The following is a 22,577-nucleotide window of genomic DNA, read 5'->3' as shown; positions in this document are numbered from 1 at the left end:
GCATGTCGTGGTTGCTTCGGAATTCCGGCCGATGCGCCCGCGATCGGGCACGAACCAGCGGGATGGGCCTGTCTCGCGATCATAGCAAGGACGGCGTGCATTCACCCGCCAAGCTTTGTCGCATCGCCGGGCGCGATGCACAGGTCACGATGCACCCGCAAGCTACAATGTCGGGATGAACCGTAAAACCCGCATTCAACCGATCGATTCCGGCCGCGACGACGCGCGCGAGACCGACGAACACGGCTACGACCGTCCGAGCAAATCCCAGCTCAAGCGCGACATGCACGCGCTGCAGGAGTTGGGCGAAGCGCTCATCGCGTTGCCGAAAGACGCGCTGAAAAAGATGCCGATGCCCGAGCATCTCGGCGACGCCGTGCGCGAGGCGCGCCGCATCACCGATCACGAAGGCAAGCGCCGTCAGTTGCAATACGTCGGCAAGCTGATGCGCTCGCTCGTCGATGAGGAAGTCGCGGCGCTGCGCACCGCGCTCGATACGCATCGCGGCGTGAACAAGAGCGAAACCGCGCGACTGCACTGGATCGAGCGCACGCGCGAACAGTTGCTCGCCGACGACGCCGCGCTCACCGAATTCATCCGCAATCATCCGGGCGTCGATCCGCAGGAAGGCCGCACGCTGATCCGCAATGCGCGTAAAGAGCGCGAGCAGCAAAAGCCGCCGCGCTACTATCGCGAGCTGTTCCAGTGGATCAAGAACGCGGCGGGTGCGGACGAAGACGATATCGAAGACGACGAGGACGAGCGCGATGACGACGGGCAATGAGCTGGTGGTCGGACTGGTGTCGATCAGCGACCGTGCGTCGTCCGGCGTGTACGAGGACAAGGGCTTGCCGTCGCTGCAAGACTGGCTCGGCGCGGCCCTCGCGACACCGTTCCGCGCCGAAACGCGCCTGATCCACGACGACGCGGCGACCATTTCCGCGACGCTCGTCGAGCTGGTCGACACGCTCGGCTGCCATCTCGTGCTGACGACCGGCGGCACCGGCCCGTCGCGCCGCGACGTGACGCCCGAGGCGACGCTCGCCGTCGCCACGAAGCCGATGCCCGGCTTCGGCGAGCAGATGCGCCAGATCAGCCTGAATTTCGTCCCGACGGCCATTCTCTCGCGCCAGGTCGCGGTGATCCGCGAAACGGACGATCACGCCGCGCTCATCATCAACCTGCCGGGGCAGCCGAAGTCGATTCGCGAAACGCTCGAAGGCCTGAAAGACGCGGACGGCAGGACGACCGTGCCGGGCATCTTCGCGGCGGTGCCGTACTGCATCGATCTGATCGGCGGGCCGTATATCGAAACGCGGCCGGACGTGGTCGCCGCGTTTCGCCCGAAAAGCGCGATCCGCCCGCCGAAAAGCTGATCAGACAGCGGGCGCCGACGGAATCAGGAAGTGCTCGCGATAGTACTTGAGCTCGTCGATGGACTCGTGGATATCGGCGAGCGCCGTGTGCATCGCGCGCTTCTGAAAGCCTTTGTAGATGGCCGGCTGCCAGCGGCGGCACAGTTCCTTCAGCGTGCTCACGTCGAGATTGCGGTAATGGAAGAACGTTTCCAGTTCCGGCATCCAGCGCGCCATGAAGCGGCGGTCCTGGCAGATGGAGTTGCCGCACATCGGCGACTTGCCGGGCGGCACGTATTGGCCGAGGAAATCGCGGATCTGGCGCGTGGCCTCGGCTTCGTCCACGGTCGATGCCTTGACGCGCTCCGTCAGCCCCGAGCGGCCGTGCGTGTTGCGGTTCCACTCGTCCATGCGGCCGAGCGCCTCGTCCGTCTGATGAATCGCGAGCACCGGGCCTTCCACCATCTTGTCGAGCGTGGAATTCGTCACCACCACCGCGATTTCGATAATGCGGTCGTTGTCCGGATCGAGACCGGTCATCTCCATGTCGAGCCACACGAGATTCATGTCGCTGCGCACCAAAACAGTTTCGGCGGGTTCGGGCGATGGTGAGATATCGGTCATGTGAGAAACCTGAGAAATAGGAAAAGCCGCTATCGGCGCCATTGCAGGATCTGACGACGGCGGCACAGCCAAGAACCTATAATTCTCGCATAGTCCAATCGGAATTCCCGGATGACCAACTTCACTCTCGCCTTCTCGACGATCTTCGTCGTCGCCCTGGCCGCCATGGTTTCGACCAAGCTCTGGCTCGCGTCGCGGCAGATCCGCTACGTCGCCGCGCATCGCAACGGCGTGCCCGCGCAGTTTTCCGGCACCATTCCGCTCACCGCGCATCAACGCGCCGCGGATTACACCGTCGAGCGCACGCGTCTCACGATGATCGAAGTCGTCACGAGCGCGGTCGTGCTCGTCGCGCTCACGTTGCTGGGCGGCGTCCAGGCGCTCGATCTCGCCATCACGGACTGGCTCGGCCGCGGCTATCTCGGGCAGATTGCGCTGGTGGCGTCGGTCATCGTCATCACGAGCGTCATCGATCTGCCTTTCGACTACATTCGGCACTTCGTGATCGAAGAAAAGTTCGGCTTCAACCGCATGTCGAAGAAACTCTTTTTCGTCGATCTCGTGAAGGGCGCCGTGCTCGCGATCGTGATCGGCGCGCCGCTTCTGCTGCTCACGCTCTGGCTGATGGACCGCGCAGGCACGTACTGGTGGCTCTGGACGTGGATGGTCTGGGTCGCGTTCCAGTTGCTCGCGATGGTCATCTATCCCACCTTCATCGCCCCGCTCTTCAACAAGTTCGAGCCGCTGAAAGACGAAGCGCTCGTCGCGCGCATCACGAACCTGATGTCGCGCACCGGCTTCGCGGCCAAGGGCCTGTTCGTGATGGACGGCAGCCGCCGCTCGGCGCACGGCAACGCGTATTTCACCGGCTTCGGCGCGGCCAAGCGCATCGTGTTCTTCGACACCCTGCTCGCGCGTCTGTCCGGCAGCGAAATCGAAGCGGTGCTCGCGCACGAACTCGGCCACTTCAAGCGCCGTCACGTGCTGAAGCTGATGATCGTCATGTTCGGCATCAGTCTCGCGATGCTCGCGCTGCTCGGCTGGCTCGTGCAAACGACGTGGTTCTACGAAGGGCTCGGCGTGCGGCCGTCGCTCGTGGGCAGCAACAACGGGCTCGCGCTCGTGCTCTTCATGCTCGTGCTGCCCGTGTTCATGTTCTTCATCACGCCGCTCGGCAGCCTGACTTCGCGCAAGAACGAGTTCGAAGCCGATGCCTTCGCCGCGAGCCAGACCGATCCGAAAGATCTCGTGAACGCGCTCGTGAAGCTCTACGAGGACAACGCGTCCACGCTCACGCCCGATCCGATCTACACCGCGTTTTATTACTCGCATCCCCCCGCCTCGCAGCGCATCGATCGCCTGATGCAACACGCCGCATGACGCGCGGTTTCAGGGGTTCCGACGCGGGCGCGCGTCTCGAAGGCACGGTCATCGCGGCACACGGGCGGCACTATCTCGTCACGCCGGAAGACGGCGGCGCGATGCTTCAGTGCTTCCCGCGCGGCAAGAAGAGCGAAGTCGCCGTCGGCGATCGCGTGATTTACGAGCAGTCGTCGGTGGATCAGGGCGTGATCGTCGGGATCGGCGAGCGGCGCAATCTGCTCTATCGCTCGGATCAGTTCAAGTCGAAGCTCTTCGCCGCGAATCTCGATCAGTTGCTGATCGTGCTCGCGACCGAACCGCATTTCAGCGAAGACCTGCTCGGGCGCGCGTTGATCGCGGCGGAGGCGCACGGGCTGGAATCGCTCATCGTGCTCAACAAAATCGACGTGGAAAGCGCGTTGCCGCTTGCGCGCGAACGCCTCGCGCCTTATCGCGCGCTCGGCTACACGGTGATCGAACTCTCGGCGAAGCGGGCGCCCGGCGATGTCCATCCGCAACTCGACGCGCGCCTCAAAGACCGTTCGACGATCCTGCTCGGCCAGTCCGGCATGGGCAAATCGACGCTCGTGAATCTGCTCGTCCCCGACGCGGACGCCGCGACGCGCGAGATTTCATCGGCGCTCAACAGTGGCCGTCATACGACCACGTTCACCCGCCTCTACGCGCTGCCCGGCGGCGGCGCGCTGATCGATTCGCCGGGTTTTCAGGAATTCGGCCTCCATCACCTGTCCGAAGGCCAGCTCGAACGCGCCTTTGCGGACTTCCGGCCGTATCTCGGTCATTGCCGCTTCTACAACTGTCATCATCTGCACGAGCCGGGCTGCGCCGTGCTCGAAGCCGTCGAGAGCGGCAAGATCCGCCGCGAGCGTCATGCGCTCTACGCGCAACTCGTGCACGAAGCCAGCCAGATCGTTCGATGAAGCGGCTCACGCGCGCTCCCAACCTGATCACGGCGCAGCACTGGGTGAACGTCCTCACCACCGCGGGCGTGCCGTGCGAGTTGCACAATCGCTATCTGAATGGCGCGTTGGGCGAGATTCCGGCGGATCAATGCGCGCCGGAGATATGGATCGTCGACGATCGCGACGAGGCGCTGGCGATGCGCCTGATCGAGCGCGCGAGAAGCGGACCGGACGCGAACGCCCGGCCGTGGAAATGCAGGCAATGCGGAGAATGGCTGGAGCCGCAGTTCACCGTCTGCTGGCAGTGTCAGACAGCGCGCGATCCGCTCGACGACTGATCACGCGAGCCAGACCGCGATGGTCAGCATGAGCAGCAGCAACATCCACAGAATGACGGCGCGCCATACGAGGCCGACGGCGGATTGCAGCGTGCGCGGCGTGCAGTCGTCGCCGACCGGCAGCGGGCTCGCATCGCCGACGGCAAGCGCTTCGACCGACAGCGGCTCGGCAAGCGGCCCCGCGAGGCGCGCGCCGAGCGCGCCGCTGCCCGCCGCGAGCAGCACGCCTTCGTTGGCGTCAGGCCACTGGCGCGCGTGATTGCGCCACGCGTAGATCGCATCCTCGAAGTTGCCGACGATCGCAAACCCGAGCGCGGTGAGACGCGCGGGCACCCAGTCGATGTAAAAAAACGCGCGCTGCGCAAACGACGAAAACTCGGCGGTGCGCTCGGGATTCGGCTTCGACCACGCGCGCGCCAGATATTCTGCGATGCGATACAGCACTGCGCCCGCCGGGCCGATCGGAATCAGGAACCAGAAGAACACGCCGAACACGTGCCGATGCGACGCGACCACCGCATGCACCAGCGTGTGCCGCACGATCTCGCTGACGGGCATGTCGACCGTATCCATGCCGGTCCATTCCGTCAGCACTTCGCGGGCACGCGGCACGTCGTCGTTATTGAGCGCGAGATGGATGTCGGTGAAATAGTGGCTGAACTGGCGAAAGCCGAGCGTGAAGTACACGATCACCACGTTCCACAGGAACGCGAGCGCGAAGTTGATCTGGTACAGGACGTAATAGACGAGGCCGACGGCGAGCGTCCACGGCAGCACGACGACGAGCCACGCGACGAGGCCGTGCTTTTCCTTGCCGGCGTCGAACCCGTGCGCGGCGGATTCCGCATGATAGTGAAGCAACGCCGAAACCGGATTATGCGGCGACAGCGCGCGAACTTGCTCGATGATGAGAGCCAGCAATACGGAGAAGAAAGTCATGCGAAGCGCCGAAACGGTCGGTTTATTTCGAGTTTCGCGTAACGATAGCACAGCGCCTGTGCCGTTTTGCGCACGAAGCCATTGCGCATGCGATCGCGGCCACGCGCACTTGCCGCGCCGTCACGCACGAGCTGCGAGAAAGCGATAGAAATTGCGCAACATGCCGGCCGTTGCACCCCAGATGAAATAAGGAGCCTTACGTTCACCCGGCGAATACGGCATGGCAAAAAAACGACGTTCGCCGCCTTCCCAGCGAAATACGCGCACTTCGTGATTGGCCGGATTCATCAGCCAGTCGAGCGGCACTTCGAAGATATCGGCGACCTCGCAGGTGTCGGCCTGCAGTTCGAAGGGCGGATGGACGAGCGCGACGACCGGCGTCACCTTGAAGCCGGTGCCCGTCAGATAGTCGGGCATCGCGCCGATCACTTCGCAATGCTCCGCGCCCAGGCCCACTTCCTCGCGCGCCTCGCGCAAGGCGGTCGCGGCGGCATCGGCGTCTTCGGGCTCGCGGCGCCCGCCCGGAAAGCTGATCTGCCCCGCATGGTCGGAAAGATGATCGGCGCGCTGCGTCAGCAGCACGGTCAGCCCGCCTTCGCGCACGACGAGCGCCACGAGCACGGACGCGACGCGCGGATCGCCGCCAATCGCCTTGATGCGCTGCTCGCGCTCTTCCTGCGTCCAGTCGAGCTCCAGCTTGAAGCGCGCACGCAGGCCGTCGGGCGTGAGGCGCTCGGGCGGAACGGGCGGGAGAGTCTCACCCGTCGAGAGGACGGGCATCTTTTCGGGTTCGAGGATGCGGGGAGTTGAAGTCTTGCCGGTGGACACGGTCGGATTGCGGGCTATGGAAGTCTCAATTTGACCACACCAAAGAAAAAAGCACCCGCATGGGTGCTTTTTCCGTCCTGCCTGTTCAGTGGACTTACTCGGCCGAAGCAGCCGACTTGTCCTTGAACACCAGCTTTTCCTTGATTCGAGCCGACTTGCCCGAACGCTCGCGCAGGTAGTAGAGCTTCGCGCGACGAACGTCACCGCGGCGCTTCACGACGATGCTTGCGAGCAGCGGCGAGTAGGTCTGGAACGTACGCTCGACGCCTTCGCCCGACGAGATCTTGCGGACGATGAAGTTCGAGTTCAGGCCACGGTTGCGCTTCGCGATGACGACGCCTTCGTAAGCCTGGACACGCTTACGCGTGCCTTCGACCACGTTCACGTTGACGATGACGGTATCGCCCGGCGCGAAGTCGGGGATGGTCTTCTCGCCCAGAACGCGTGCGATCTCTTCCTTCTCGAGTTGTTCAATCAGATTCATTACTGACTCCTTGTGCCATCTTGCCGGAGTTGTGTGCCTTGAACTGAGTCAGGCCCCGGTAGAGGATGGGTTTGCTTCAGGCGCCGATACGGCTCGACGCCCCCATTTTCCCGCTCGTCCGCCCAAAACCTATGCAGGCTTCGACGCGTCTTTCGCGAGTTCTGCGAGCCACGCCTCGTCGGCACGGCTCAACATCTTGTTTCTGCGCGCCCGCTCGATCAGATCGGGCCGCTTGTCGAACGTATTGCGCAAGGCTTCGCGCCTGCGCCAGGCGTCGATTTCCTTGTGATGGCCGCCGAGCAGCACATCGGGCACGCGCACGCCTTCGTACTCTTCCGGCCGCGTGTAGTGCGGACAATCGAGCAGTACGTCGACGAAACTGTCCTGCACCGCCGATTGCGCGTCGTTTAGAACGCCGGGCAACTGGCGCACTACGGCGTCCATCAGCGCCATGGCGGGCAGCTCGCCGCCGGACAGCACGAAGTCGCCGAGGCTCACTTCTTCGTCTACTTCGCGGTCGATCAGGCGCTGGTCGATCGCTTCGTAACGGCCGCACAGCAGCACGAGACCCGGTTCCTGCGCAAACCGCATCACGCGGTCGTGGTCGAGCTTCGCGCCTTGGGGCGACATCATCACGACGCGCGTCGACGCGATGCCCTGCTCGCGCTGCGCAGCCTTCGCCGCGTGGATCGCGTCTTCGAGCGGGCGGGCCAGCATGACCATGCCGGGGCCGCCGCCGTACGGGCGATCGTCGACGGTGCGGTAATTGTCCGTGGTGAAATCGCGCGGATTCCACGTGCGCAGACCGAACCGCTCCCGCTTCACCGCCCGGCTGGTGATGCCCCAGTCGGTCAGCGCGCGAAACATCTCGGGGAAGAGCGTCACGACATCGAACTGCATCGTGCTCTCTCCTCGCTTCGATGCCAATTAATAGTCGGCGTCCCAGTCGACGACGATACGCTTCGCCGCCCGGTCCACCGTTTTCACATACACGCCGACGAACGGAATCAACCGCTCGCCGGTGACGGGCTTGCCATCCTTGTCGCTTGCCGGATACTCGATCCGCAGGATGGAATGCGCGCCGTTGTCGATCAGGTCGGCGACGCGGCCCAGAGCCACGCCCGCCTCGTTTTCGACATCCAGGCCGATCAGATCGACCCAGTAGAATTCGTCTTCGCTGTCGAGCTTCGGGAAATCGCTGCGCGCGATATGCACCGCGTAGCCTTTAAACGCCTCGGCCGCGTTGCGATCGTTGCAGCCGCCCAAGCGCGCCACGATGGTGTCCGCATGCGTTTTCGACTGCACGCAGCGCGCGGACTTGCGTTCGCGGCCCTTGGTCAGCCACCAGCGTCTGGCCGTCAGCAGTGCGTCGCCGCCCTGCTTGCCGTTCGCGTGCGGCATGATCTTGACCCAGCCTTTGAGACCGTATCCGTCGGCGATATAGCCGACTTCGACCGCGTCCTCGGGCAACTTATCGACCGCCTCGATGGCGTCTTCGTTCGTCGCGCTCGAAACGTCGACCGCCACGCGACGCGTGCCCGGCTTGCGGACAAACGCGCCAAACGTGGCGGCACCTTCGTCTTGCCCCGGCTTCGGTCGGCTGATGGCGCCGTCGCGGCCGTTTTGTGGATCACGCGAAGACATCAGCGAACCTTTGGGCAGGTTTCGAGCGTTTGTTGCAGCGTCGACTCAGCGCGCTCAAGCAGCCGGCTGGGCTTGCTGAGCTTGCTTGACCAGACGCTCGACCGTCGGCGACAGTTGCGCGCCAACGCCTTGCCAGTACGTCAGGCGATCTTGCGAGATACGCAGCGATTCGCCCTTGGTCGCGACCGGGTTGTAGAAACCCACGCGCTCGATGAAGCGGCCGTCACGGCGGCTACGCGAATCGGTTGCGACGATGTTGTAGAACGGGCGCTTCTTCGAGCCGCCACGAGCCAAGCGGATGATGACCATGCTGAAATCCTTGAAAACCGGGGTTCGGAACAACGAGAACAGGCGATTATAGCTGGAATCAGACGCCCGAACAAACACTTAACGCATTTTTTGGATGAAAGGCGTTTTTCGTGACACGGGCGCGCGCATTCGCGCATACCGGGTATTGTCCCGCCGCGGCAACGTGACCTTGGTGGAGCACCGGGTCGTCGGCGTAAAATGAGATACCGGCGTCCGGCTCACGGCCGCCTCCCTCCACCACCGCTTTCGCTGATGACTTCCTCGTCCGTCGCCACGCAACCCGGCTCGAAGCCGGCCGGCAAGCAGGCCCCGCCCTATTTCCGCTCGAAGACGCTCACCGCGGCGCTTGCGTTCCTGTTCGGCTCCATCGGCCTGCATCGCTTCTATCTGTATGGAATCCGCGACAAGTACGGCTGGGCGCATATCGTCGGCATCATTCTGGGTGCGTTCGGCTATCTTCTGCTCAAGGAGACGGAGCGCACGTCGATGCTCGGCTGGGTGCTGGCCTTTCCGGGCGCGATCTCCCTGCTCGCCGCCTTTCTCTCGGCGATCGTCTACGGGCTGCGCCCCGATGCCAAATGGGACACGCAGTTCAATGCGCATACCGGCCGCAACAGCCGCTCCGGCTGGACGATCATCTTCGTCGTGATTTTCTCGCTGCTGATCGGCGCGTTCTTGCTGATGACCGGCCTCGCGCTCACGTTCCAGACGTATTTCGAGAGTCAGATCGAAGCGGCGAAGACGCTGTCTCAGTGAGATTCAGAACAAGTCGAGTTGCGGATTCGCAGGCGGCGGCGCGGCGCGCGTGTCTGGCTGCCTGAACTCCGACATGTCCAAAATGCCGCGCTGCCGCGCGTTGAGGCCGAGGCGCTTCGTCGCTTTCTGAAAGCGCTGTTTCAGCATGTCGGCCCATAGGCCTTCGCCTTTCATGCGCGTGGAGAAGTTGGAGTCGTAGTCCTTGCCGCCGCGCATGTCGCGTACGCGGCTCATTACGCGATCCGCGCGATCCGGGAAATGCGCCGCGAGCCAGTCCTTGAAAAGCGGCGCGACTTCCCATGGCAGGCGAAGCACGATATAGCTCGCGCTCGTCGCGCCCGCTTCTGCACACGCCTCCAGCACGCGTTCCATGTCCGGCTCCGTCACGAACGGGATGACCGGCGCGATGCTCACGCCCACCGGAATGCCCGCCTCGGCGAGCGTGCGGATCGTGCGCAGGCGCCGCGACGGCGTGGCCGCCCGCGGTTCGAGCGTGCGCGCGATCTCGGCGTCGAGCGTCGTGACGGTGATGGCGGCCATCACCTGCCCGCGCTCGGCCATCGGTGCGAGCAGATCGATATCGCGCTCGATCAGCGAGGACTTCGTGATTGCCGCGAACGGATGGCCGCAGTCGTGCAGCGTCTGAATCACGCGCCTCGTGATTTGCAGTTCGCGCTCGACGGGTTGATACGCGTCCGTGTTCACGCCGAGCGCGATGGGCTCCGGTTCGTAATTCGGTTTCGCCAGTTCGCGTTCGAGCAACTCGGGCGCGTTGATCTTCGCGTAGATGCGGCTTTCGAAATCGAGCCCCGGCGACAGACCGAGATAGCTGTGCGTCGGGCGCGCGAAGCAATAGATGCAGCCGTGCTCGCAGCCGCGATACGGATTGAGCGAAACGGAAAACGGAATGTCCGGCGAGCTATTGCGCGTGAGGATGCTCTTCGCGCGCTCCTCGAACACTTGCGTGCGCAGCGGCGGCGCGCCTTCCTCGTCGGGATCGCCGGCATGCAGCCAGCCGTCGTCGACGCGTTCGCGCTCGTCTTTCTCGTAGCGGCCCTGAATGTTCGTGACCGCGCCTCGCCCCTTCAACGGAGCGGGCGGCGCGACGGGAAACTCACGATCAGACGATGACATTGCGACGAAATCCTACGTTCGATACTGTATAAATATACAGTATCGCCGCGTCGTCGCAAGCGAAAAATCACGCCTCGACGAAGATCCTCAGCGTCTCCTTGATCTCCTCCATCACCACATAGCTTTTCGACTGCACCGCGCCGGGCAGTTGCAGCAGGATGTCGCCGAGCAGCTTGCGGTAGTCCGCCATTTCGCCGATGCGCGCCTTGATCAGATAGTCGAAGTCGCCCGAAACCAGATGGCATTCGAGCACTTCGGGAATCTTCTGCACTTCGCGCCGGAACTGCTCGAACATGTTGCCGCTCTTGTGATCCAGCGTGATCTCCACGAATACGAGCAGCGCCGCGCCCAATTCCATGGGGTTCACCCGCGCGTAGTAGCCGGTGATCACGCCATCCCGCTCCATGCGTTTCACGCGCTCGATGCAAGGCGTAACAGACAGTCCAACGCGCTCGGCCAGGTCCTTCATCGCGATGCGGCCGTCGTCCTGAAGGATGTTCAGGATCTTGTGATCGAGCTTATCGAGCGCGCGGACCGGATTTCGCTGTGTTCTCATTGGTTTTTCCTGAAAATCGACCAAATACAATAACTAAAACTGGCTCGATATCAATACTATAGGCGATAACACTAGACGGACAAGCTGCCGCAGCATCGGTGGACTGTCCAGCGAAATCGAATCGGAGATCTCATGCGAATCGTTATTCTTGGAAGCGGCGTCGTCGGCGTAACGAGTGCGTATTACCTTGCTCGCGCTGGCCACGAAGTCACGGTCATCGACCGCGAAGCCGGCCCCGCCCTCGAAACGAGCTTCGCGAACGCCGGACAGATCTCGCCGGGCTATGCGTCGCCGTGGGCCGCGCCGGGCGTGCCCCTCAAGGCCGTGAAGTGGATGTTCGAAAAGCACGCGCCGCTCGCCATCCGCCTCGACGGCACGATGAACCAGTTGCAGTGGATGTGGCAGATGCTGCGCAACTGCACGCAAGACCGCTACACGGTGAACAAGGGCCGCATGGTGCGCTTGGCCGAATACAGCCGCGACTGCCTGCAGGCGCTGCGCGCCGACACCGGCATTTCGTACGAAGGCCGCACCGGCGGCACGCTGCAACTGTTCCGCACGCAGCAGCAATTCGATGGCGCGGGCAAGGACATCGCCGTGCTGAAGGACGCCAACGTGCCCTTCGAACTGCTCACCGCCGATGAATTGAAGCAAGCCGAACCCGCGCTCGCCGCGGTATCGCACAAGCTGACGGGCGGCCTGCGCCTGCCGAACGACGAAACCGGCGACTGCCAGATGTTCACCACGCGCCTCGCCGCGATGGCCGAAGCGCTCGGCGTCAAGTTCCGCTACAACACGTCGATCGACGCGCTCGCCGTCGCCAACGGCCGGATCGCGGGCGTGCAGTGCGGCAAGGAACTGGTGACGGCGGATTCGTACGTCGTCGCGCTGGGCTCGTACTCGCCGAAACTGCTCGGCGATCTCGTCAAGATTCCGGTTTATCCGCTGAAGGGCTACTCGATCACCGCGCAAGTCGTCGATGCGAAGCGTGCGCCGGTATCGACCGTGCTCGACGAAACCTACAAGATCGCGATCACGCGTTTCGACGACCGTATCCGCGTGGGCGGCATGGCGGAAATCGTCGGCTACGACAAGAAGCTGAAAGCGGCGCGCCGCGAGACGCTCGAAATGTGCGTGAACGACCTGTTCCCCGGCGGCGGCGACACCGCGAGCGCCACGTTCTGGACCGGCCTGCGCCCGATGACGCCGGACGGCACGCCGATCGTCGGCCGCACGCCGGTGCCGAACCTGTTCCTGAACACCGGCCACGGCACGCTCGGCTGGACCATGTCGTGCGGCTCGGGCCAGTTGCTCGCGGATCTCATGTCGGGCAAGCAGCCGGCCATCCGCGCGGACGATCTGTCGGTGCATCGCTATTTCGGCGATGTCGGCGTGAATCGCCGTCCGGGATACGCGAACGCCTGAGTTCGTCCCCGTTCAATGACAAACGGCGCCCGCGAGGCGCCGTTTGTCGTTTTCAGAACTGATCTTCGCTCAGCGCGAGCACGCCTTCGTTGCCCTTCGCGCTGACGATCGACGCTTCGATCCCCGGCGCGAGCGACAGAATGTGCTCCGCGAAGAACTCGGCCGTCGCGATCTTCGCCGTGTGGAAGCGCTCGTCCTCCGCGCGCTTCGCGTGCGAAACGAGCATCGCGCGCGCCATTTGCCAGCCGCACAGCGCGATGCCCGCAAGCCGCAGATACGGCACGCTGCCCGCGAACACGGCATTCGGATCGCTCTTGAACTTCGCGACGACGAACTCGATCGAGCGCGCGAGCGACAGGCTCGCCGCGCTCAAGTGCCGATGCATCGACTTGAACGCCTGGCCGTCCACTTCGGCGAGCGCCGCAATGGTCTGGTCGATCTGCGCGAGCAGCGCCTGCGCCGCACGGCCACCGTCGCGCACCGTCTTGCGGCCGACGAGATCGTTCGCCTGAATCGCCGTGGTGCCCTCGTAGATCGTCAGAATGCGCGCATCGCGATAGTGCTGCGCCGCGCCCGTCTCCTCGATGAAGCCCATGCCGCCGTGCACCTGCACCCCGAGGCTCGCGACTTCGATCGACATTTCCGTGCTGAAGCCCTTCACGATCGGCACCAGATACTCGTAGATCGCCTGATGGCTCTGGCGCGCGTCCTCGTCCGCAAGACCGTGCGCGAGATCGCTGTGCGACGCCGCGACATAGGCGAGCGAGCGCGCGCCTTCGGTGTAAGCGCGCATCGTCGCGAGCATGCGGCGCACGTCGGGATGATGGATGATCGTCACCGGCTCTTTCGCGCTGCCATCGACCGGGCGGCTCTGCACGCGTTCTTTCGCATACGCGACCGCCTGCTGATACGCGCGCTCGGCGATCGCGACGCCCTGCATGCCCACGGCAAAACGCGCCGCGTTCATCATGATGAACATGTATTCGAGGCCGCGATTCTCCTCGCCAATCAGATAGCCGATCGCGCCGCCGTGATCGCCGTATTGCAGCACGGCCGTCGGGCTCGCCTTGATGCCGAGCTTGTGCTCGATCGAGACGCAATGCACGTCGTTGCGCGGGCCGAGCGAGCCGTCGTCGCCGACGAGGAATTTCGGCACGAGAAAGAGCGAAATGCCTTTCACGCCTTCGGGCGCGTCGGGCGTGCGCGCGAGCACCAGATGCACGATGTTCTTCGCCATGTCGTGCTCGCCGTACGTGATGAAAATCTTCGTGCCGAAGATCTTGTAGCTGCCATCGCCCTGCGGCTCGGCGCGCGTGCGCACGAGCGCCAGATCGGAGCCTGCCTGCGGCTCGGTCAGGTTCATCGTGCCGGTCCATTCACCGCCGATGAACTTCGGCAGATAAAGCGCCTTCTGCTCGTCGCTGCCCGCGGTGAGCAGCGCTTCGATCGCGCCGTCGGTCAAGAGCGGACACAGCGCGAACGCGAGATTCGCCGAATTGAGCGCTTCGATGCACGGCGTCGCGACGAGCTTCGGCAAGCCCTGGCCGCCGAAATCCGCCGGATGCACGACGCCTTGCCAGCCGCCTTCCGAGAACTGGCGGAACGCGTCCTTGAAGCCGGGCGTCGTCGTGACTTCGCCGTTCGCCCAGGCGCTCGGATTGCGGTCGCCCGCCACGTTCAGCGGCCCGATGACTTCGCCGCAGAAACGCGCGGCTTCCTCGACGACGGCCTGCGCCGTATCGAAGCCCGCGTCCTCGTGACCGGGCAGCGCGGCGATGCGGTCGATGTCCGCGAGTTCCTTCATCACGAACAGCATGTCCTTGACTGGGGCTTGATAAGTCATTTGTCTGTCTCCTCCATCAAAATATTGGCGCAAAAAAAGGGCGCAACGTGCGTCGCGCCCTTTTTTTATTTATTGGCGAATGTCCGAACTACACGGCGCGGTCTAGCCGAGTTCTTTCACCAGTTCGGGCACGAGCGCGAACAGATCGCCGACGAGACCGTAGTCGGCCACGCTGAAGATCGGCGCTTCCGGGTCCTTGTTGATCGCGACGATGACCTTCGAGTCCTTCATGCCGGCCAAGTGCTGAATCGCGCCCGAGATGCCGACTGCCACGTACAGTTGCGGCGCGACGATCTTGCCCGTTTGACCGACCTGGAAGTCGTTCGGCACATAGCCCGCATCGACCGCCGCGCGCGATGCGCCCAGCGCCGCACCGAGCTTATCGGCGAGCGGCTCCAGCGTCTTCGTGTAGTTCTCGCCGCTTCCCAAGCCACGACCGCCCGACACGATGATGTGCGCGCTCGTCAATTCCGGACGATCGAGCTTCGTCACTTCGCGGCTCACGAACTGCGAGATGCCTGCGTCGGCTGCCGCTTCGATCTTCTCGACCGCTGCGTTGCCGCCTTCCGCTGCCACAGGATCGAAGCCCGTCGCACGCACGGTGATGACCTTGATCGGATCGATCGACTGCACGATCGCGATCGCGTTGCCTGCGTAGATCGGGCGCTCGAAGGTATCGGGGCTATCGACGGCGGTGATGTCGCTGATTTGCGCGACATCCAGATGCGCGGCGATGCGCGGCGCAATGTTCTTACCGTACGCCGTCGCCGGAGCCAGAATGTGCGAATAATTCTTCGCGATGTTCAGCACCGTGCCTTCGACGTTTTCGGCGAGGCCATCGGCGAGTTGGGGCGCATCGGCGAGCAGCACTTTTGCCACGCCCGCGATTTTCGCCGCTGCGTCCGCCGCGCCTTGCGCGTTCGAGCCCGCAACCAGCACATGAATATCGCCACCGATCTTCGCGGCAGCCGCAACCGTGTTCAGCGTCGCTGCCTTGATCGACGCGCTATCGTGTTCCGCAATTACCAGAATCGTCATTTTTCGCGTCTCCTTTACAGCACCTTGGCTTCGGTCTTGAGCTTCTCGACCAGCGTCTTCACGTCCGGCACCATGATGCCGGCGCTGCGCTTGGGCGGCTCCGTGACTTTCAGCGTCTTCAGGCGCGGCGCGACATCGACGCCCAGATCAGCAGGCTTCACCGTCGTCAACGGCTTCTTCTTGGCCTTCATGATGTTCGGCAGCGTCACGTAGCGCGGCTCGTTGAGGCGCAAATCGGTCGTGACAACAGCCGGCAGCTTCAGCGACAGCGTTTCCGCGCCGCCATCGACTTCACGCGACACCGTGGCTTTGCCATCGGCGACTACGACTTTCGATGCGAACGTCGCTTGCGGCAGACCCGCCAGCGCGGCCAGCATCTGACCGGTCTGATTCGAATCGTCATCGATCGCTTGCTTGCCCAGAATCACGAGTTCGGGCTTTTCCTGATCGACCAGCGCCTTCAGGATCTTCGCGACCGCCAGCGGCTGCAATTCATCGGCGGATTCGACGAGAATCGCGCGATCCGCACCAATCGCCAGCGCCGTGCGCAACGTCTCCTGACACTGCGTCACGCCGCACGACACGGCGATCACTTCCGTAGCAACACCCGCTTCCCTAAGACGCACCGCCTCTTCCACGGCGATCTCGTCGAACGGGTTCATCGACATCTTCACGTTGGCGATATCGACGCCCGTGTTATCCGACTTCACCCGGACCTTCACGTTGTAGTCGACCACGCGCTTGACTGGCACCAGAATTTTCATGCACACGCTCCAAAGTTACGATTACGTCAACCCAGCGTCATTATACGAGTGACGCGTCGGCTCGCCCCTCCACAAGCGGGTGGGTCGGGTCGTCGTGCAATAGGAATGCGGCTATTTTATCGAACGGTCGTTCTATTTATATCCACGAAAACCCGAATCCGCCGCCAGAAAACGTTTACCAGGCCGTGATCACCGCCCCTGCGTACTTTCCTTCGACGAACTGCTTCACTTCCTGCGAGTGATACGCCGCGATCAGCTTGCCGACCCACGGCTTGTCCTTGTCGGCCGCGCGAATCGCGATGATGTTCACGTACGGGCCGCGTGGATCTTCGATGGCGATGGCATCGGACTTCGGCTTCAGGCCCGCTTCCATCGCGAAGTTGGTGTTGATGGCGGCAGCGTCGACGTCGTCGAGCGAGCGCGGAATCTGCGCCGCGTCGAGTTCGACGATCTTCAGCTTCTTCGGGTTCTCGACGATGTCGATCGGCGTTGCCTTCAGGCCCGCGTCCGCGCGCAGCTTGATGAGACCTTGCTTTTGCAGGAGCAGCAACGCGCGCCCGCCGTTGGTCGGATCGTTCGGCACCGCGATGCGCGCGCCGTTGGGCAGCGCCGAAAGCGACTTCAGCTTCTTCGAATAGATGCCCATCGGGAACGTAACGGTATCGGCGACGCGAATCAGCTTGTAGCCGCGATCCTTCACTTGCGCGTCGAGATACGGCAAATGCTGATAGCTGTTCGCATCGAGATCGCCGGCGGCGAGCGCGGCATTCGGCTGCACGTAATCCGAAAACTCGACGACCGTGATCTTCAGGCCGTTCTTCGCGGCGACCTGCTTCACCACGTCCATGATCTGCGCGTGCGGGCCGCCCGTCACGCCCAACTTGATGGCGTCTTCGGCGTGCGCGACGTTGAACAGCGAAGCGCTCAGCAGCGCGGCGGCGAACTTCAGAATGAATCGACGTTGCATGGTGTGGTCTCTTATGGATGACTTATTTATGGCTAAGGCGGCGCACGAGCCAGTCGCCGAACGACTGCACGAGCTGCACGAAAACGATGAGGATCACGACGACCGTGATCATCACTTCAGGCAGAAAGCGCTGATACCCGTACCGGATGCCGAGATCGCCGAGCCCGCCGCCGCCGATCGCGCCCGCCATCGCCGAGTAGCCGACGAGCGACACGAAGGTGATCGTCAATCCCGCGACGACGCCCGGCAGCGATTCCGGCAACAGCACCTTGAAGACGATTTGCGATGTCGTCGCGCCCATGGCCTGTGCGGCTTCGATGAGTCCGCGATCCACTTCGCGCAACGCCGTCTCGACGAGACGCGCGATGAACGGCGCGGCGGCGATCGTCAGCGGCACCACGGCTGCAGCCGTCCCGATCGACGAGCCGACGACGAGCCGCGTAAACGGAATCACCGCGACGAGCAGGATGATGAACGGCGTCGAACGCACCGCATTCACGACGCCGCCGAGCGTGCGATTCACCGGAAGGTTGTGCAGCACGCCGTCGCGATCGGTGAGATACAGCAAGACGCCCAGCGGCAGACCGATCGCCGCGCCGACGAGTCCCGAGATGCCGACCATGATCAGCGTTTCCCAGAATGACTGGACGAACATGTCGAACATTTCACTCAACATGGGACAACTCCTCCACCACCACGCCTTGCGTGCGCAAATATTCGATCGCCTCGGCGATCTTCACCGGCTGACCGCCCGCGAGCACCGCGAGCGAGCCGAACGCCTGCCCCTGAATCTCGTCGATCTGGCCGTGCAGGATGTTGAAATCGAGCTCGTAGCGGCGGATCGTCTCGGAGAGAATCGGCTGATCGACGCCCGAGCCCGTGAACGCGAGCCGCAGCAGATGGCCGCTGCCGGTCTTCAGCCGCTCGATCACGCGCGCCTTCAGTGCGGGCGGCAACTCGTGCGCGATGACATCGCCGATCAGCGCGCGCGTGACTTCGTGATGCGGCTGCATGAAGACATCGACGACCTTGCCTTCCTCGACCACGCGCCCCGCATCGAGCACCGCCACGCGGTCGCACACCTGCTTGATGACTTCCATCTGGTGCGTGATGAGCACGATCGTCAAGCCCAGCTCGCGATTGATCTTGCGCAGCAGGTCGAGAATCGCCCGCGTGGTTTCGGGGTCGAGCGCGGACGTGGCTTCGTCGGATAGCAGCACCTTCGGATTGCTCGCGAGCGCCCGCGCAATGCCCACGCGCTGCTTCTGCCCGCCGCTGATCTGCGCGGGATACTTGTCCTTGTGCGTCGTGAGGCCGACGAGTTCGAGCAGCGGCAGCACCGCGGCTTCGATCTCCGCGCGCTTCTTGCCCGCGAGTTCGAGCGGCAGCGCGACGTTGTCGAACACCGTGCGCGAGCTCAGCAGATTGAAGTGCTGAAAGATCATGCCGATGTCGCGGCGTGCGGCGCGCAGATCGTCGCTGGAAAGCGTCATGAGATCGCGCCCGTCGACGATCACGTTGCCTTCGCTCGGCCGCGTCAACAGATTGATGGTGCGCACCAGCGTGCTCTTGCCCGCGCCGCTGCGCCCGATGATGCCGAACACTTCGCCGGCGGGAATCGTCAGGCTGACGTTGTGCAGCGCTTCGACCCAGCCCCGGGGGCTGGCGAAGCGCTGGGAGAGATTGCGTATTTCGATCATGAAAATGCAAACGGCGGAAGGCTCGCCGGGTCGAAGCACCCGCGCAGCCGGCCGCCGCTCATCGTAGTTGGTTGTAGCTGTTGTACCGTCGCCCGCGATTTTACAGGACGCGTTACATTCTGTTTAATAATGAATTCGGATCGGCTAATAACGTGGAGATATTTACCGGGTCATGTCACGCACTATTTATTCGACGAGCGCCGTCACGACGCGGCAGGGTGTCGAACTGTTCCTGCATCGCTGGCAGAGCGCGCCGGATGTCGATACAAAGGCGCGGATTGCGCTCGTTCACGGTCTAGGGGAGCACGCGGGCCGCTACGATGCGCTCGCCACCGCGCTGACCGCGGCGGGCATCGAACTGATCGCGATCGACCTGCGCGGGCACGGAAAGTCGTCAGGCGATCGCGGGTGGGTGCGCGTCTTCACCGACTATTTGCGCGATGCGGACGTGCTGCTGGAAGCCTGCGCCGCGACATCGCCCGCCGATACGCCGCTCTTTCTGATGGGCCACAGCATGGGCGGCACGATCGCGGCGCTTTACGTCGCCGAACGGGCGCCCGGCACCAAGCTGGCCGGACTGATTCTTTCGAGCCCCGCGCTGAAGATCGGCGCGGACACGCCGCGCTGGAAGGCGAAGCTGAGCCGCATCGTGGGCACGGTCGCGCCGCGCGTGGCCGCATTTCGCATCGGTCCGTCGCTGCTCTCGCGCGCGCCGGGCGTCGTCGTTGCGTACCAGCGCGATCCGCTCGTGCATCATGGCGCCGTTCCCGCGCGCACCGCCGCGCAGATTCTCGCCGGGATGGAGCGCGTGGCGGCCCGGCGCGGCGCGATCGCGTTGCCGCTCTACGTCTTTCATGGCTCGAACGATACGATCTGCGATCCCGCCGGCAGCCGCGAATTCGAAGCGCACGCGGGTTCGACCGACAGCACGCTCGCCATTTATGAAGGCAGCGCCCACGAGACGCTCAACGATCTCGACCGCGACCGCGTGATTCGCGAGCTGATCGACTGGACGCTTGTGCGCGCCGATCACGCGCGCACGCATGCGCGCGGCTAGCGCGTCTGGAAAGCACGTTGGGCTAGATTTCCGCGAGCACCCGCAGATGCGCGACGACGCTGCGCCCGAGCGCCGACAAGTTGTAGCCGCCCTCCAGACAACTCACGATGCGCCCTTGCGCGTGACGTTTCGCGACCGCGCGAATCTGCTCGGTGATCCACGCGTAATCGTCCTCGACGAGACCCATGTTGGCCATGTCGTCTTCGCGATGCGCATCGAAGCCGGCTGACACGAAGATCATCTGCGGCTTGAATTCGTCGAGCCGCGGCAGCCACATCATGTCGACCACCTCGCGCACCTGCATGCCCTTCGTGCGCGCGGGCAGCGGCACGTTGACCATGTTCGGAGCGTGATTCTCGGCGCCGGAAAACGGATAGAACGGATGCTGGAAGAAGCTGCACATCAGCACGCGAGAGTCGCCGCTGAAGGCCGCTTCGGTGCCGTTGCCGTGATGCACGTCGAAATCGACGATCGCGACGCGCTCCAGGCCGTGCACTTCGAGCGCATGGCGCGCCGCGATCGCGACGTTGTTGAAGAGGCAAAAGCCCATCGCGCGCGCGGGCTCCGCGTGATGGCCGGGCGGGCGCACGCTGCAAAACGCGTTGTCGTAACGCCCTTCCATGACCGCGTCGGTGGCCGCGATCGCCGCGCCCGCCGCGCGCAATGCGGCCCGGTAGGACTCGGGACACATCGACGTGTCCGGATCGAGCTCGCTGCGGCCCTGCTCGGGCGAGCGGCTCTTGATGTAATCGATGTGCGCCTGCGTGTGCACGCGCGCGAGCTCGGTTTCCTCGGCGAGCGGCGCTTCCTCGCGCTCGATGAGCGAATCGATCCGGCTCGCGATGAGCTGATCTTCGATCGCCTGCAAACGCGCCGGGCATTCGGGATGCCACTGGCCGTTGTCGTGCTGCAGGCAGTCGGGGTGGGAGTAAAAGCCGGTGGCCATGATGTCTCGCAATGCCGCTTTCGTCGGCTCTCGTCTTGTGTTTTTTCGTCAGACGCGACCGCGTGTCGCGCATTTGACGTTAAGTTACCACACCGTTCGATACGGCCGCGCTCGCCCGGCCGCACGGGCAGTACGGGCGCGAAGCGTCGGTTATACTGCCCCGACGCCTTGCCGGCCGAGCGTTTGCGCGCGGCATGTTGCAGGCTGTTGCGTTCCGTTGAGAATCGTTGCAGATCGATTCGATTTCACAGGCGTTTCGGCCGCTCGCGAATCCGGCATCGCCCCAACCGTCCCCAACCACGCACACTATGACTTTCCAGTTTGCTCCGTTCGACTTCACGGCCTCCTTCAAGCCGGTAAAGCGCGCGCTCTTCGTTTCCCTCCTCTACGCGCTCGGCGTTCTCTCCAGCAACAGTGCCTTTGCGCAGTCGCAGCAGCCGCAGACCGCGACGCCGCAAGGGCAGATGTTCGAAGAAGAAATTGTGCCGCAGCGCTACGCGAACAATCCGAATGTCGAGGCGTTCATCAATGACATGGTCGCGCGCTACGACTTCGACTCGGCCGCGCTCCATAACCTGTTCGCGCACGTGAGCTATTCGGCGACGGCGGCGAAGCTGGTCCTGCCCTCGCCGACACCGCAGACGAAGAACTGGCGCGCGTATCAGTCGCGCTTCATCGAGCCGGTGCGCATCAACGCGGGCGTGAAGTTCTGGCGCGCGAATCAGGCCACGCTGCAGCGCGCGGCCGAGCAGTTCGGCGTGCCGCCGGAAATCATCGTCGGCATCATCGGCGTGGAGACGATCTACGGGAAGTACATGGGCAACTTCCGCGCGCTCGATGCGCTCACCACGCTCACCTTCGATTATCCGAACACGCCGAACCGCGCCGAGCGCATGGCGACATTCCGCAAGAATCTCGAAGATCTGCTCGTGTGGACGCGCGATTCGCAGATCGATCCCTCCACCGTGCTCGGTTCGTACACCGGCGCGATCGGCATTCCGCAGTTTCTGCCGAGCAGCATCGTGCAATATGCGGTCGATTTCGACGGCAACAGCCGCATCGATCTGCGCACGAGCCAGGCGGACGCCATCGGCAGCGTCGCGAACTATCTGAAGCAGAACGGCTGGGCGCCGGGCCGTCCGGTCGTGTGGCGTATCGCGGGGGACGAAGGCAGTCAGGGTATTGCGCAAGCCGCCGCGGATGGATCGCCGGAACCGAAATGGTCGCTCGCGCAACTGACCAAGGCGGGCATGCTGCTCAACGAGCCGGGCCTGAATATCGCAGCCGAAGCGCCGACGCCGCTCACCGTCGTCGATCTGCCGACGCCCGGCCGCGCGACCGAATATACGCTCGGGCTCAAGAACTTCTACGTGCTCACGCGCTATAACCGTAGCTTCTTCTATGCGCTCGCGGTGTATCAGCTTGGTGAGGCGGTCAAGGCGCGCATGATGGCGGGCGACGGCTCGCAGTGATATCGCCACGGCGCTCCATGTGAAAAAACCCCGGCACTGAACTGACCCCGCAAAGTTGGACAGTTTTGGGCTAGGCCGCTAAGGGCTGAGTTCTGTACATCACAGGACTCAGC

General features: G+C 63.6%; 25 protein-coding genes. 9 read left to right on the top strand and 16 right to left on the bottom strand.

All coding sequences use genetic code 11. The features are described from left to right. Positions 1-175 precede the first annotated feature (175 nt). Complete coding sequence (gene yjgA, locus AWB70_RS30740) at positions 176-784, top strand: ribosome biogenesis factor YjgA (RefSeq protein ID WP_053568589.1); 609 nt, start codon at positions 176-178, stop codon at positions 782-784. Then, the gene (mog, locus tag AWB70_RS30735; RefSeq protein ID WP_053568590.1) at positions 768-1,376 is read left to right on the top strand and encodes a molybdopterin adenylyltransferase; all 609 of its coding nucleotides are present in this window, start codon (positions 768-770) and stop codon (positions 1,374-1,376) included. The genes yjgA and mog overlap by 17 nt, the downstream gene beginning before the upstream one ends. Here mog and orn read toward each other — a convergent pair whose 3' ends face one another. Further along, a complete protein-coding gene (gene orn / locus AWB70_RS30730) occupies positions 1,377-1,979 on the bottom strand; it encodes an oligoribonuclease (RefSeq protein ID WP_053568591.1) in 603 nt (200 codons plus the stop codon). Positions 1,980-2,090: 111 nt separating this feature from the next. Here orn and AWB70_RS30725 point away from each other — a divergent pair, with 111 nt between their 5' ends. From AWB70_RS30725 to AWB70_RS30715, 3 genes are read left to right on the top strand one after another with little or no spacing between them, the layout of a single operon-like run. Continuing rightward, positions 2,091-3,359: a M48 family metallopeptidase gene (locus tag AWB70_RS30725; protein ID WP_045450902.1), complete on the top strand. Its 1,269-nt coding sequence runs from the start codon at positions 2,091-2,093 to the stop codon at positions 3,357-3,359. Continuing rightward, entirely contained in the window at positions 3,356-4,282 is a 927-nt protein-coding gene (gene rsgA / locus AWB70_RS30720; RefSeq protein ID WP_053568592.1) for a ribosome small subunit-dependent GTPase A, read from the top strand. Before AWB70_RS30725 ends, rsgA begins: the two co-directional genes overlap by 4 nt. Next, positions 4,279-4,602: a putative signal transducing protein gene (locus AWB70_RS30715; RefSeq protein WP_053568593.1), complete on the top strand. Its 324-nt coding sequence runs from the start codon at positions 4,279-4,281 to the stop codon at positions 4,600-4,602. Before rsgA ends, AWB70_RS30715 begins: the two co-directional genes overlap by 4 nt. On the opposite strand, the gene AWB70_RS30710 is transcribed toward AWB70_RS30715, so the two are convergent. The 6 genes from AWB70_RS30710 to rpsP form a co-directional block, all read right to left on the bottom strand. Further along, positions 4,603-5,541, bottom strand: a complete 939-nt coding sequence (locus AWB70_RS30710; RefSeq protein ID WP_053568594.1) for a CobD/CbiB family protein — start codon at positions 5,539-5,541, stop codon at positions 4,603-4,605. Between the two features lie 120 nt (positions 5,542-5,661). Then, positions 5,662-6,321: a CoA pyrophosphatase gene (locus AWB70_RS30705; protein ID WP_045450905.1), complete on the bottom strand. Its 660-nt coding sequence runs from the start codon at positions 6,319-6,321 to the stop codon at positions 5,662-5,664. Between the two features lie 142 nt (positions 6,322-6,463). Then, positions 6,464-6,853, bottom strand: a complete 390-nt coding sequence (gene rplS, locus AWB70_RS30700) for a 50S ribosomal protein L19 (RefSeq protein ID WP_014192015.1) — start codon at positions 6,851-6,853, stop codon at positions 6,464-6,466. Between the two features lie 129 nt (positions 6,854-6,982). Then, a complete protein-coding gene (trmD, locus tag AWB70_RS30695; RefSeq protein WP_053568595.1) occupies positions 6,983-7,753 on the bottom strand; it encodes a tRNA (guanosine(37)-N1)-methyltransferase TrmD in 771 nt (256 codons plus the stop codon). A gap of 27 nt (positions 7,754-7,780) precedes the next feature. Then, on the bottom strand, positions 7,781-8,497 hold the full coding sequence (rimM, locus tag AWB70_RS30690; protein WP_053568596.1) for a ribosome maturation factor RimM: 717 nt from the start codon (positions 8,495-8,497) through the stop codon (positions 7,781-7,783). A gap of 54 nt (positions 8,498-8,551) precedes the next feature. After that, positions 8,552-8,806: a 30S ribosomal protein S16 gene (rpsP, locus tag AWB70_RS30685; protein WP_053568597.1), complete on the bottom strand. Its 255-nt coding sequence runs from the start codon at positions 8,804-8,806 to the stop codon at positions 8,552-8,554. A gap of 252 nt (positions 8,807-9,058) precedes the next feature. On the opposite strand from rpsP, the gene AWB70_RS30680 reads away from it, so the two are divergent. Continuing rightward, complete coding sequence (locus tag AWB70_RS30680; protein ID WP_053568598.1) at positions 9,059-9,562, top strand: stage II sporulation protein M; 504 nt, start codon at positions 9,059-9,061, stop codon at positions 9,560-9,562. A 3-nt stretch (positions 9,563-9,565) separates the two neighbouring features. Here AWB70_RS30680 and AWB70_RS30675 read toward each other — a convergent pair whose 3' ends face one another. Both AWB70_RS30675 and AWB70_RS30670 read right to left on the bottom strand, forming a co-directional pair. Continuing rightward, positions 9,566-10,696 carry a PA0069 family radical SAM protein gene (locus tag AWB70_RS30675; protein ID WP_053568599.1) on the bottom strand — a complete coding sequence of 377 codons (1,131 nt, stop codon included), beginning with the start codon at positions 10,694-10,696 and terminating at the stop codon, positions 9,566-9,568. A 67-nt stretch (positions 10,697-10,763) separates the two neighbouring features. After that, a complete protein-coding gene (locus AWB70_RS30670) occupies positions 10,764-11,252 on the bottom strand; it encodes an Lrp/AsnC ligand binding domain-containing protein (protein WP_014192020.1) in 489 nt (162 codons plus the stop codon). Between the two features lie 132 nt (positions 11,253-11,384). Here AWB70_RS30670 and AWB70_RS30665 point away from each other — a divergent pair, with 132 nt between their 5' ends. Beyond that, on the top strand, positions 11,385-12,677 hold the full coding sequence (locus AWB70_RS30665) for a D-amino acid dehydrogenase (RefSeq protein ID WP_053568600.1): 1,293 nt from the start codon (positions 11,385-11,387) through the stop codon (positions 12,675-12,677). Positions 12,678-12,729: 52 nt separating this feature from the next. Here AWB70_RS30665 and AWB70_RS30660 read toward each other — a convergent pair whose 3' ends face one another. The 6 genes from AWB70_RS30660 to AWB70_RS30635 all read right to left on the bottom strand — a co-directional run bounded on the left by AWB70_RS30660 (position 12,730) and on the right by AWB70_RS30635 (position 18,989). Then, positions 12,730-14,520: an acyl-CoA dehydrogenase gene (locus AWB70_RS30660; RefSeq protein ID WP_053568601.1), complete on the bottom strand. Its 1,791-nt coding sequence runs from the start codon at positions 14,518-14,520 to the stop codon at positions 12,730-12,732. A gap of 102 nt (positions 14,521-14,622) precedes the next feature. Then, entirely contained in the window at positions 14,623-15,558 is a 936-nt protein-coding gene (locus AWB70_RS30655) for an electron transfer flavoprotein subunit alpha/FixB family protein (RefSeq protein WP_060854241.1), read from the bottom strand. Positions 15,559-15,572: 14 nt separating this feature from the next. Then, on the bottom strand, positions 15,573-16,322 hold the full coding sequence (locus AWB70_RS30650; RefSeq protein WP_060854240.1) for an electron transfer flavoprotein subunit beta/FixA family protein: 750 nt from the start codon (positions 16,320-16,322) through the stop codon (positions 15,573-15,575). Between the two features lie 175 nt (positions 16,323-16,497). Continuing rightward, positions 16,498-17,289 (bottom strand): MetQ/NlpA family ABC transporter substrate-binding protein, encoded by a 792-nt coding sequence (locus tag AWB70_RS30645; RefSeq protein WP_053568602.1) that lies wholly within the window; start codon positions 17,287-17,289, stop codon positions 16,498-16,500. A gap of 22 nt (positions 17,290-17,311) precedes the next feature. Further along, entirely contained in the window at positions 17,312-17,965 is a 654-nt protein-coding gene (locus AWB70_RS30640; protein ID WP_014192026.1) for a methionine ABC transporter permease, read from the bottom strand. Continuing rightward, on the bottom strand, positions 17,955-18,989 hold the full coding sequence (locus AWB70_RS30635; RefSeq protein ID WP_053568603.1) for a methionine ABC transporter ATP-binding protein: 1,035 nt from the start codon (positions 18,987-18,989) through the stop codon (positions 17,955-17,957). Before AWB70_RS30635 ends, AWB70_RS30640 begins: the two co-directional genes overlap by 11 nt. A 172-nt stretch (positions 18,990-19,161) precedes the next feature. Here AWB70_RS30635 and AWB70_RS30630 point away from each other — a divergent pair, with 172 nt between their 5' ends. After that, complete coding sequence (locus tag AWB70_RS30630) at positions 19,162-20,046, top strand: alpha/beta hydrolase (RefSeq protein ID WP_053568604.1); 885 nt, start codon at positions 19,162-19,164, stop codon at positions 20,044-20,046. Positions 20,047-20,068: 22 nt separating this feature from the next. On the opposite strand, the gene AWB70_RS30625 is transcribed toward AWB70_RS30630, so the two are convergent. After that, a complete protein-coding gene (locus tag AWB70_RS30625) occupies positions 20,069-20,992 on the bottom strand; it encodes a histone deacetylase family protein (RefSeq protein WP_053568605.1) in 924 nt (307 codons plus the stop codon). Positions 20,993-21,300: 308 nt separating this feature from the next. Between AWB70_RS30625 and mltB the strand changes: the two genes are divergently transcribed. Then, complete coding sequence (gene mltB / locus AWB70_RS30620) at positions 21,301-22,464, top strand: lytic murein transglycosylase B (RefSeq protein WP_053568606.1); 1,164 nt, start codon at positions 21,301-21,303, stop codon at positions 22,462-22,464. Positions 22,465-22,577: the final 113 nt, after the last annotated feature.

It is taken from the genome of Caballeronia cordobensis (genome assembly GCF_001544575.2).
Classification (GTDB): Bacteria; Pseudomonadota; Gammaproteobacteria; order Burkholderiales; family Burkholderiaceae; genus Caballeronia; species Caballeronia cordobensis.
The sequence above is the reverse complement of the archived record's forward strand: the minus strand, read 5'-3'. Positions and strand labels throughout refer to the sequence as shown.

Coding starts and splice junctions, on each gene's coding strand:
- yjgA (WP_053568589.1), top strand. CDS start 176: ATGAACCGTAAAACCCGCATTCAACCGATCGATTCCGGCCGCGACGAC.
- mog (WP_053568590.1), top strand. CDS start 768: ATGACGACGGGCAATGAGCTGGTGGTCGGACTGGTGTCGATCAGCGAC.
- orn (WP_053568591.1), bottom strand. CDS start 1,979: ATGACCGATATCTCACCATCGCCCGAACCCGCCGAAACTGTTTTGGTG.
- AWB70_RS30725 (WP_045450902.1), top strand. CDS start 2,091: ATGACCAACTTCACTCTCGCCTTCTCGACGATCTTCGTCGTCGCCCTG.
- rsgA (WP_053568592.1), top strand. CDS start 3,356: ATGACGCGCGGTTTCAGGGGTTCCGACGCGGGCGCGCGTCTCGAAGGC.
- AWB70_RS30715 (WP_053568593.1), top strand. CDS start 4,279: ATGAAGCGGCTCACGCGCGCTCCCAACCTGATCACGGCGCAGCACTGG.
- AWB70_RS30710 (WP_053568594.1), bottom strand. CDS start 5,541: ATGACTTTCTTCTCCGTATTGCTGGCTCTCATCATCGAGCAAGTTCGC.
- AWB70_RS30705 (WP_045450905.1), bottom strand. CDS start 6,321: ATGCCCGTCCTCTCGACGGGTGAGACTCTCCCGCCCGTTCCGCCCGAG.
- rplS (WP_014192015.1), bottom strand. CDS start 6,853: ATGAATCTGATTGAACAACTCGAGAAGGAAGAGATCGCACGCGTTCTG.
- trmD (WP_053568595.1), bottom strand. CDS start 7,753: ATGCAGTTCGATGTCGTGACGCTCTTCCCCGAGATGTTTCGCGCGCTG.
- rimM (WP_053568596.1), bottom strand. CDS start 8,497: ATGTCTTCGCGTGATCCACAAAACGGCCGCGACGGCGCCATCAGCCGA.
- rpsP (WP_053568597.1), bottom strand. CDS start 8,806: ATGGTCATCATCCGCTTGGCTCGTGGCGGCTCGAAGAAGCGCCCGTTC.
- AWB70_RS30680 (WP_053568598.1), top strand. CDS start 9,059: ATGACTTCCTCGTCCGTCGCCACGCAACCCGGCTCGAAGCCGGCCGGC.
- AWB70_RS30675 (WP_053568599.1), bottom strand. CDS start 10,696: ATGTCATCGTCTGATCGTGAGTTTCCCGTCGCGCCGCCCGCTCCGTTG.
- AWB70_RS30670 (WP_014192020.1), bottom strand. CDS start 11,252: ATGAGAACACAGCGAAATCCGGTCCGCGCGCTCGATAAGCTCGATCAC.
- AWB70_RS30665 (WP_053568600.1), top strand. CDS start 11,385: ATGCGAATCGTTATTCTTGGAAGCGGCGTCGTCGGCGTAACGAGTGCG.
- AWB70_RS30660 (WP_053568601.1), bottom strand. CDS start 14,520: ATGACTTATCAAGCCCCAGTCAAGGACATGCTGTTCGTGATGAAGGAA.
- AWB70_RS30655 (WP_060854241.1), bottom strand. CDS start 15,558: ATGACGATTCTGGTAATTGCGGAACACGATAGCGCGTCGATCAAGGCA.
- AWB70_RS30650 (WP_060854240.1), bottom strand. CDS start 16,322: ATGAAAATTCTGGTGCCAGTCAAGCGCGTGGTCGACTACAACGTGAAG.
- AWB70_RS30645 (WP_053568602.1), bottom strand. CDS start 17,289: ATGCAACGTCGATTCATTCTGAAGTTCGCCGCCGCGCTGCTGAGCGCT.
- AWB70_RS30640 (WP_014192026.1), bottom strand. CDS start 17,965: ATGTTGAGTGAAATGTTCGACATGTTCGTCCAGTCATTCTGGGAAACG.
- AWB70_RS30635 (WP_053568603.1), bottom strand. CDS start 18,989: ATGATCGAAATACGCAATCTCTCCCAGCGCTTCGCCAGCCCCCGGGGC.
- AWB70_RS30630 (WP_053568604.1), top strand. CDS start 19,162: ATGTCACGCACTATTTATTCGACGAGCGCCGTCACGACGCGGCAGGGT.
- AWB70_RS30625 (WP_053568605.1), bottom strand. CDS start 20,992: ATGGCCACCGGCTTTTACTCCCACCCCGACTGCCTGCAGCACGACAAC.
- mltB (WP_053568606.1), top strand. CDS start 21,301: ATGACTTTCCAGTTTGCTCCGTTCGACTTCACGGCCTCCTTCAAGCCG.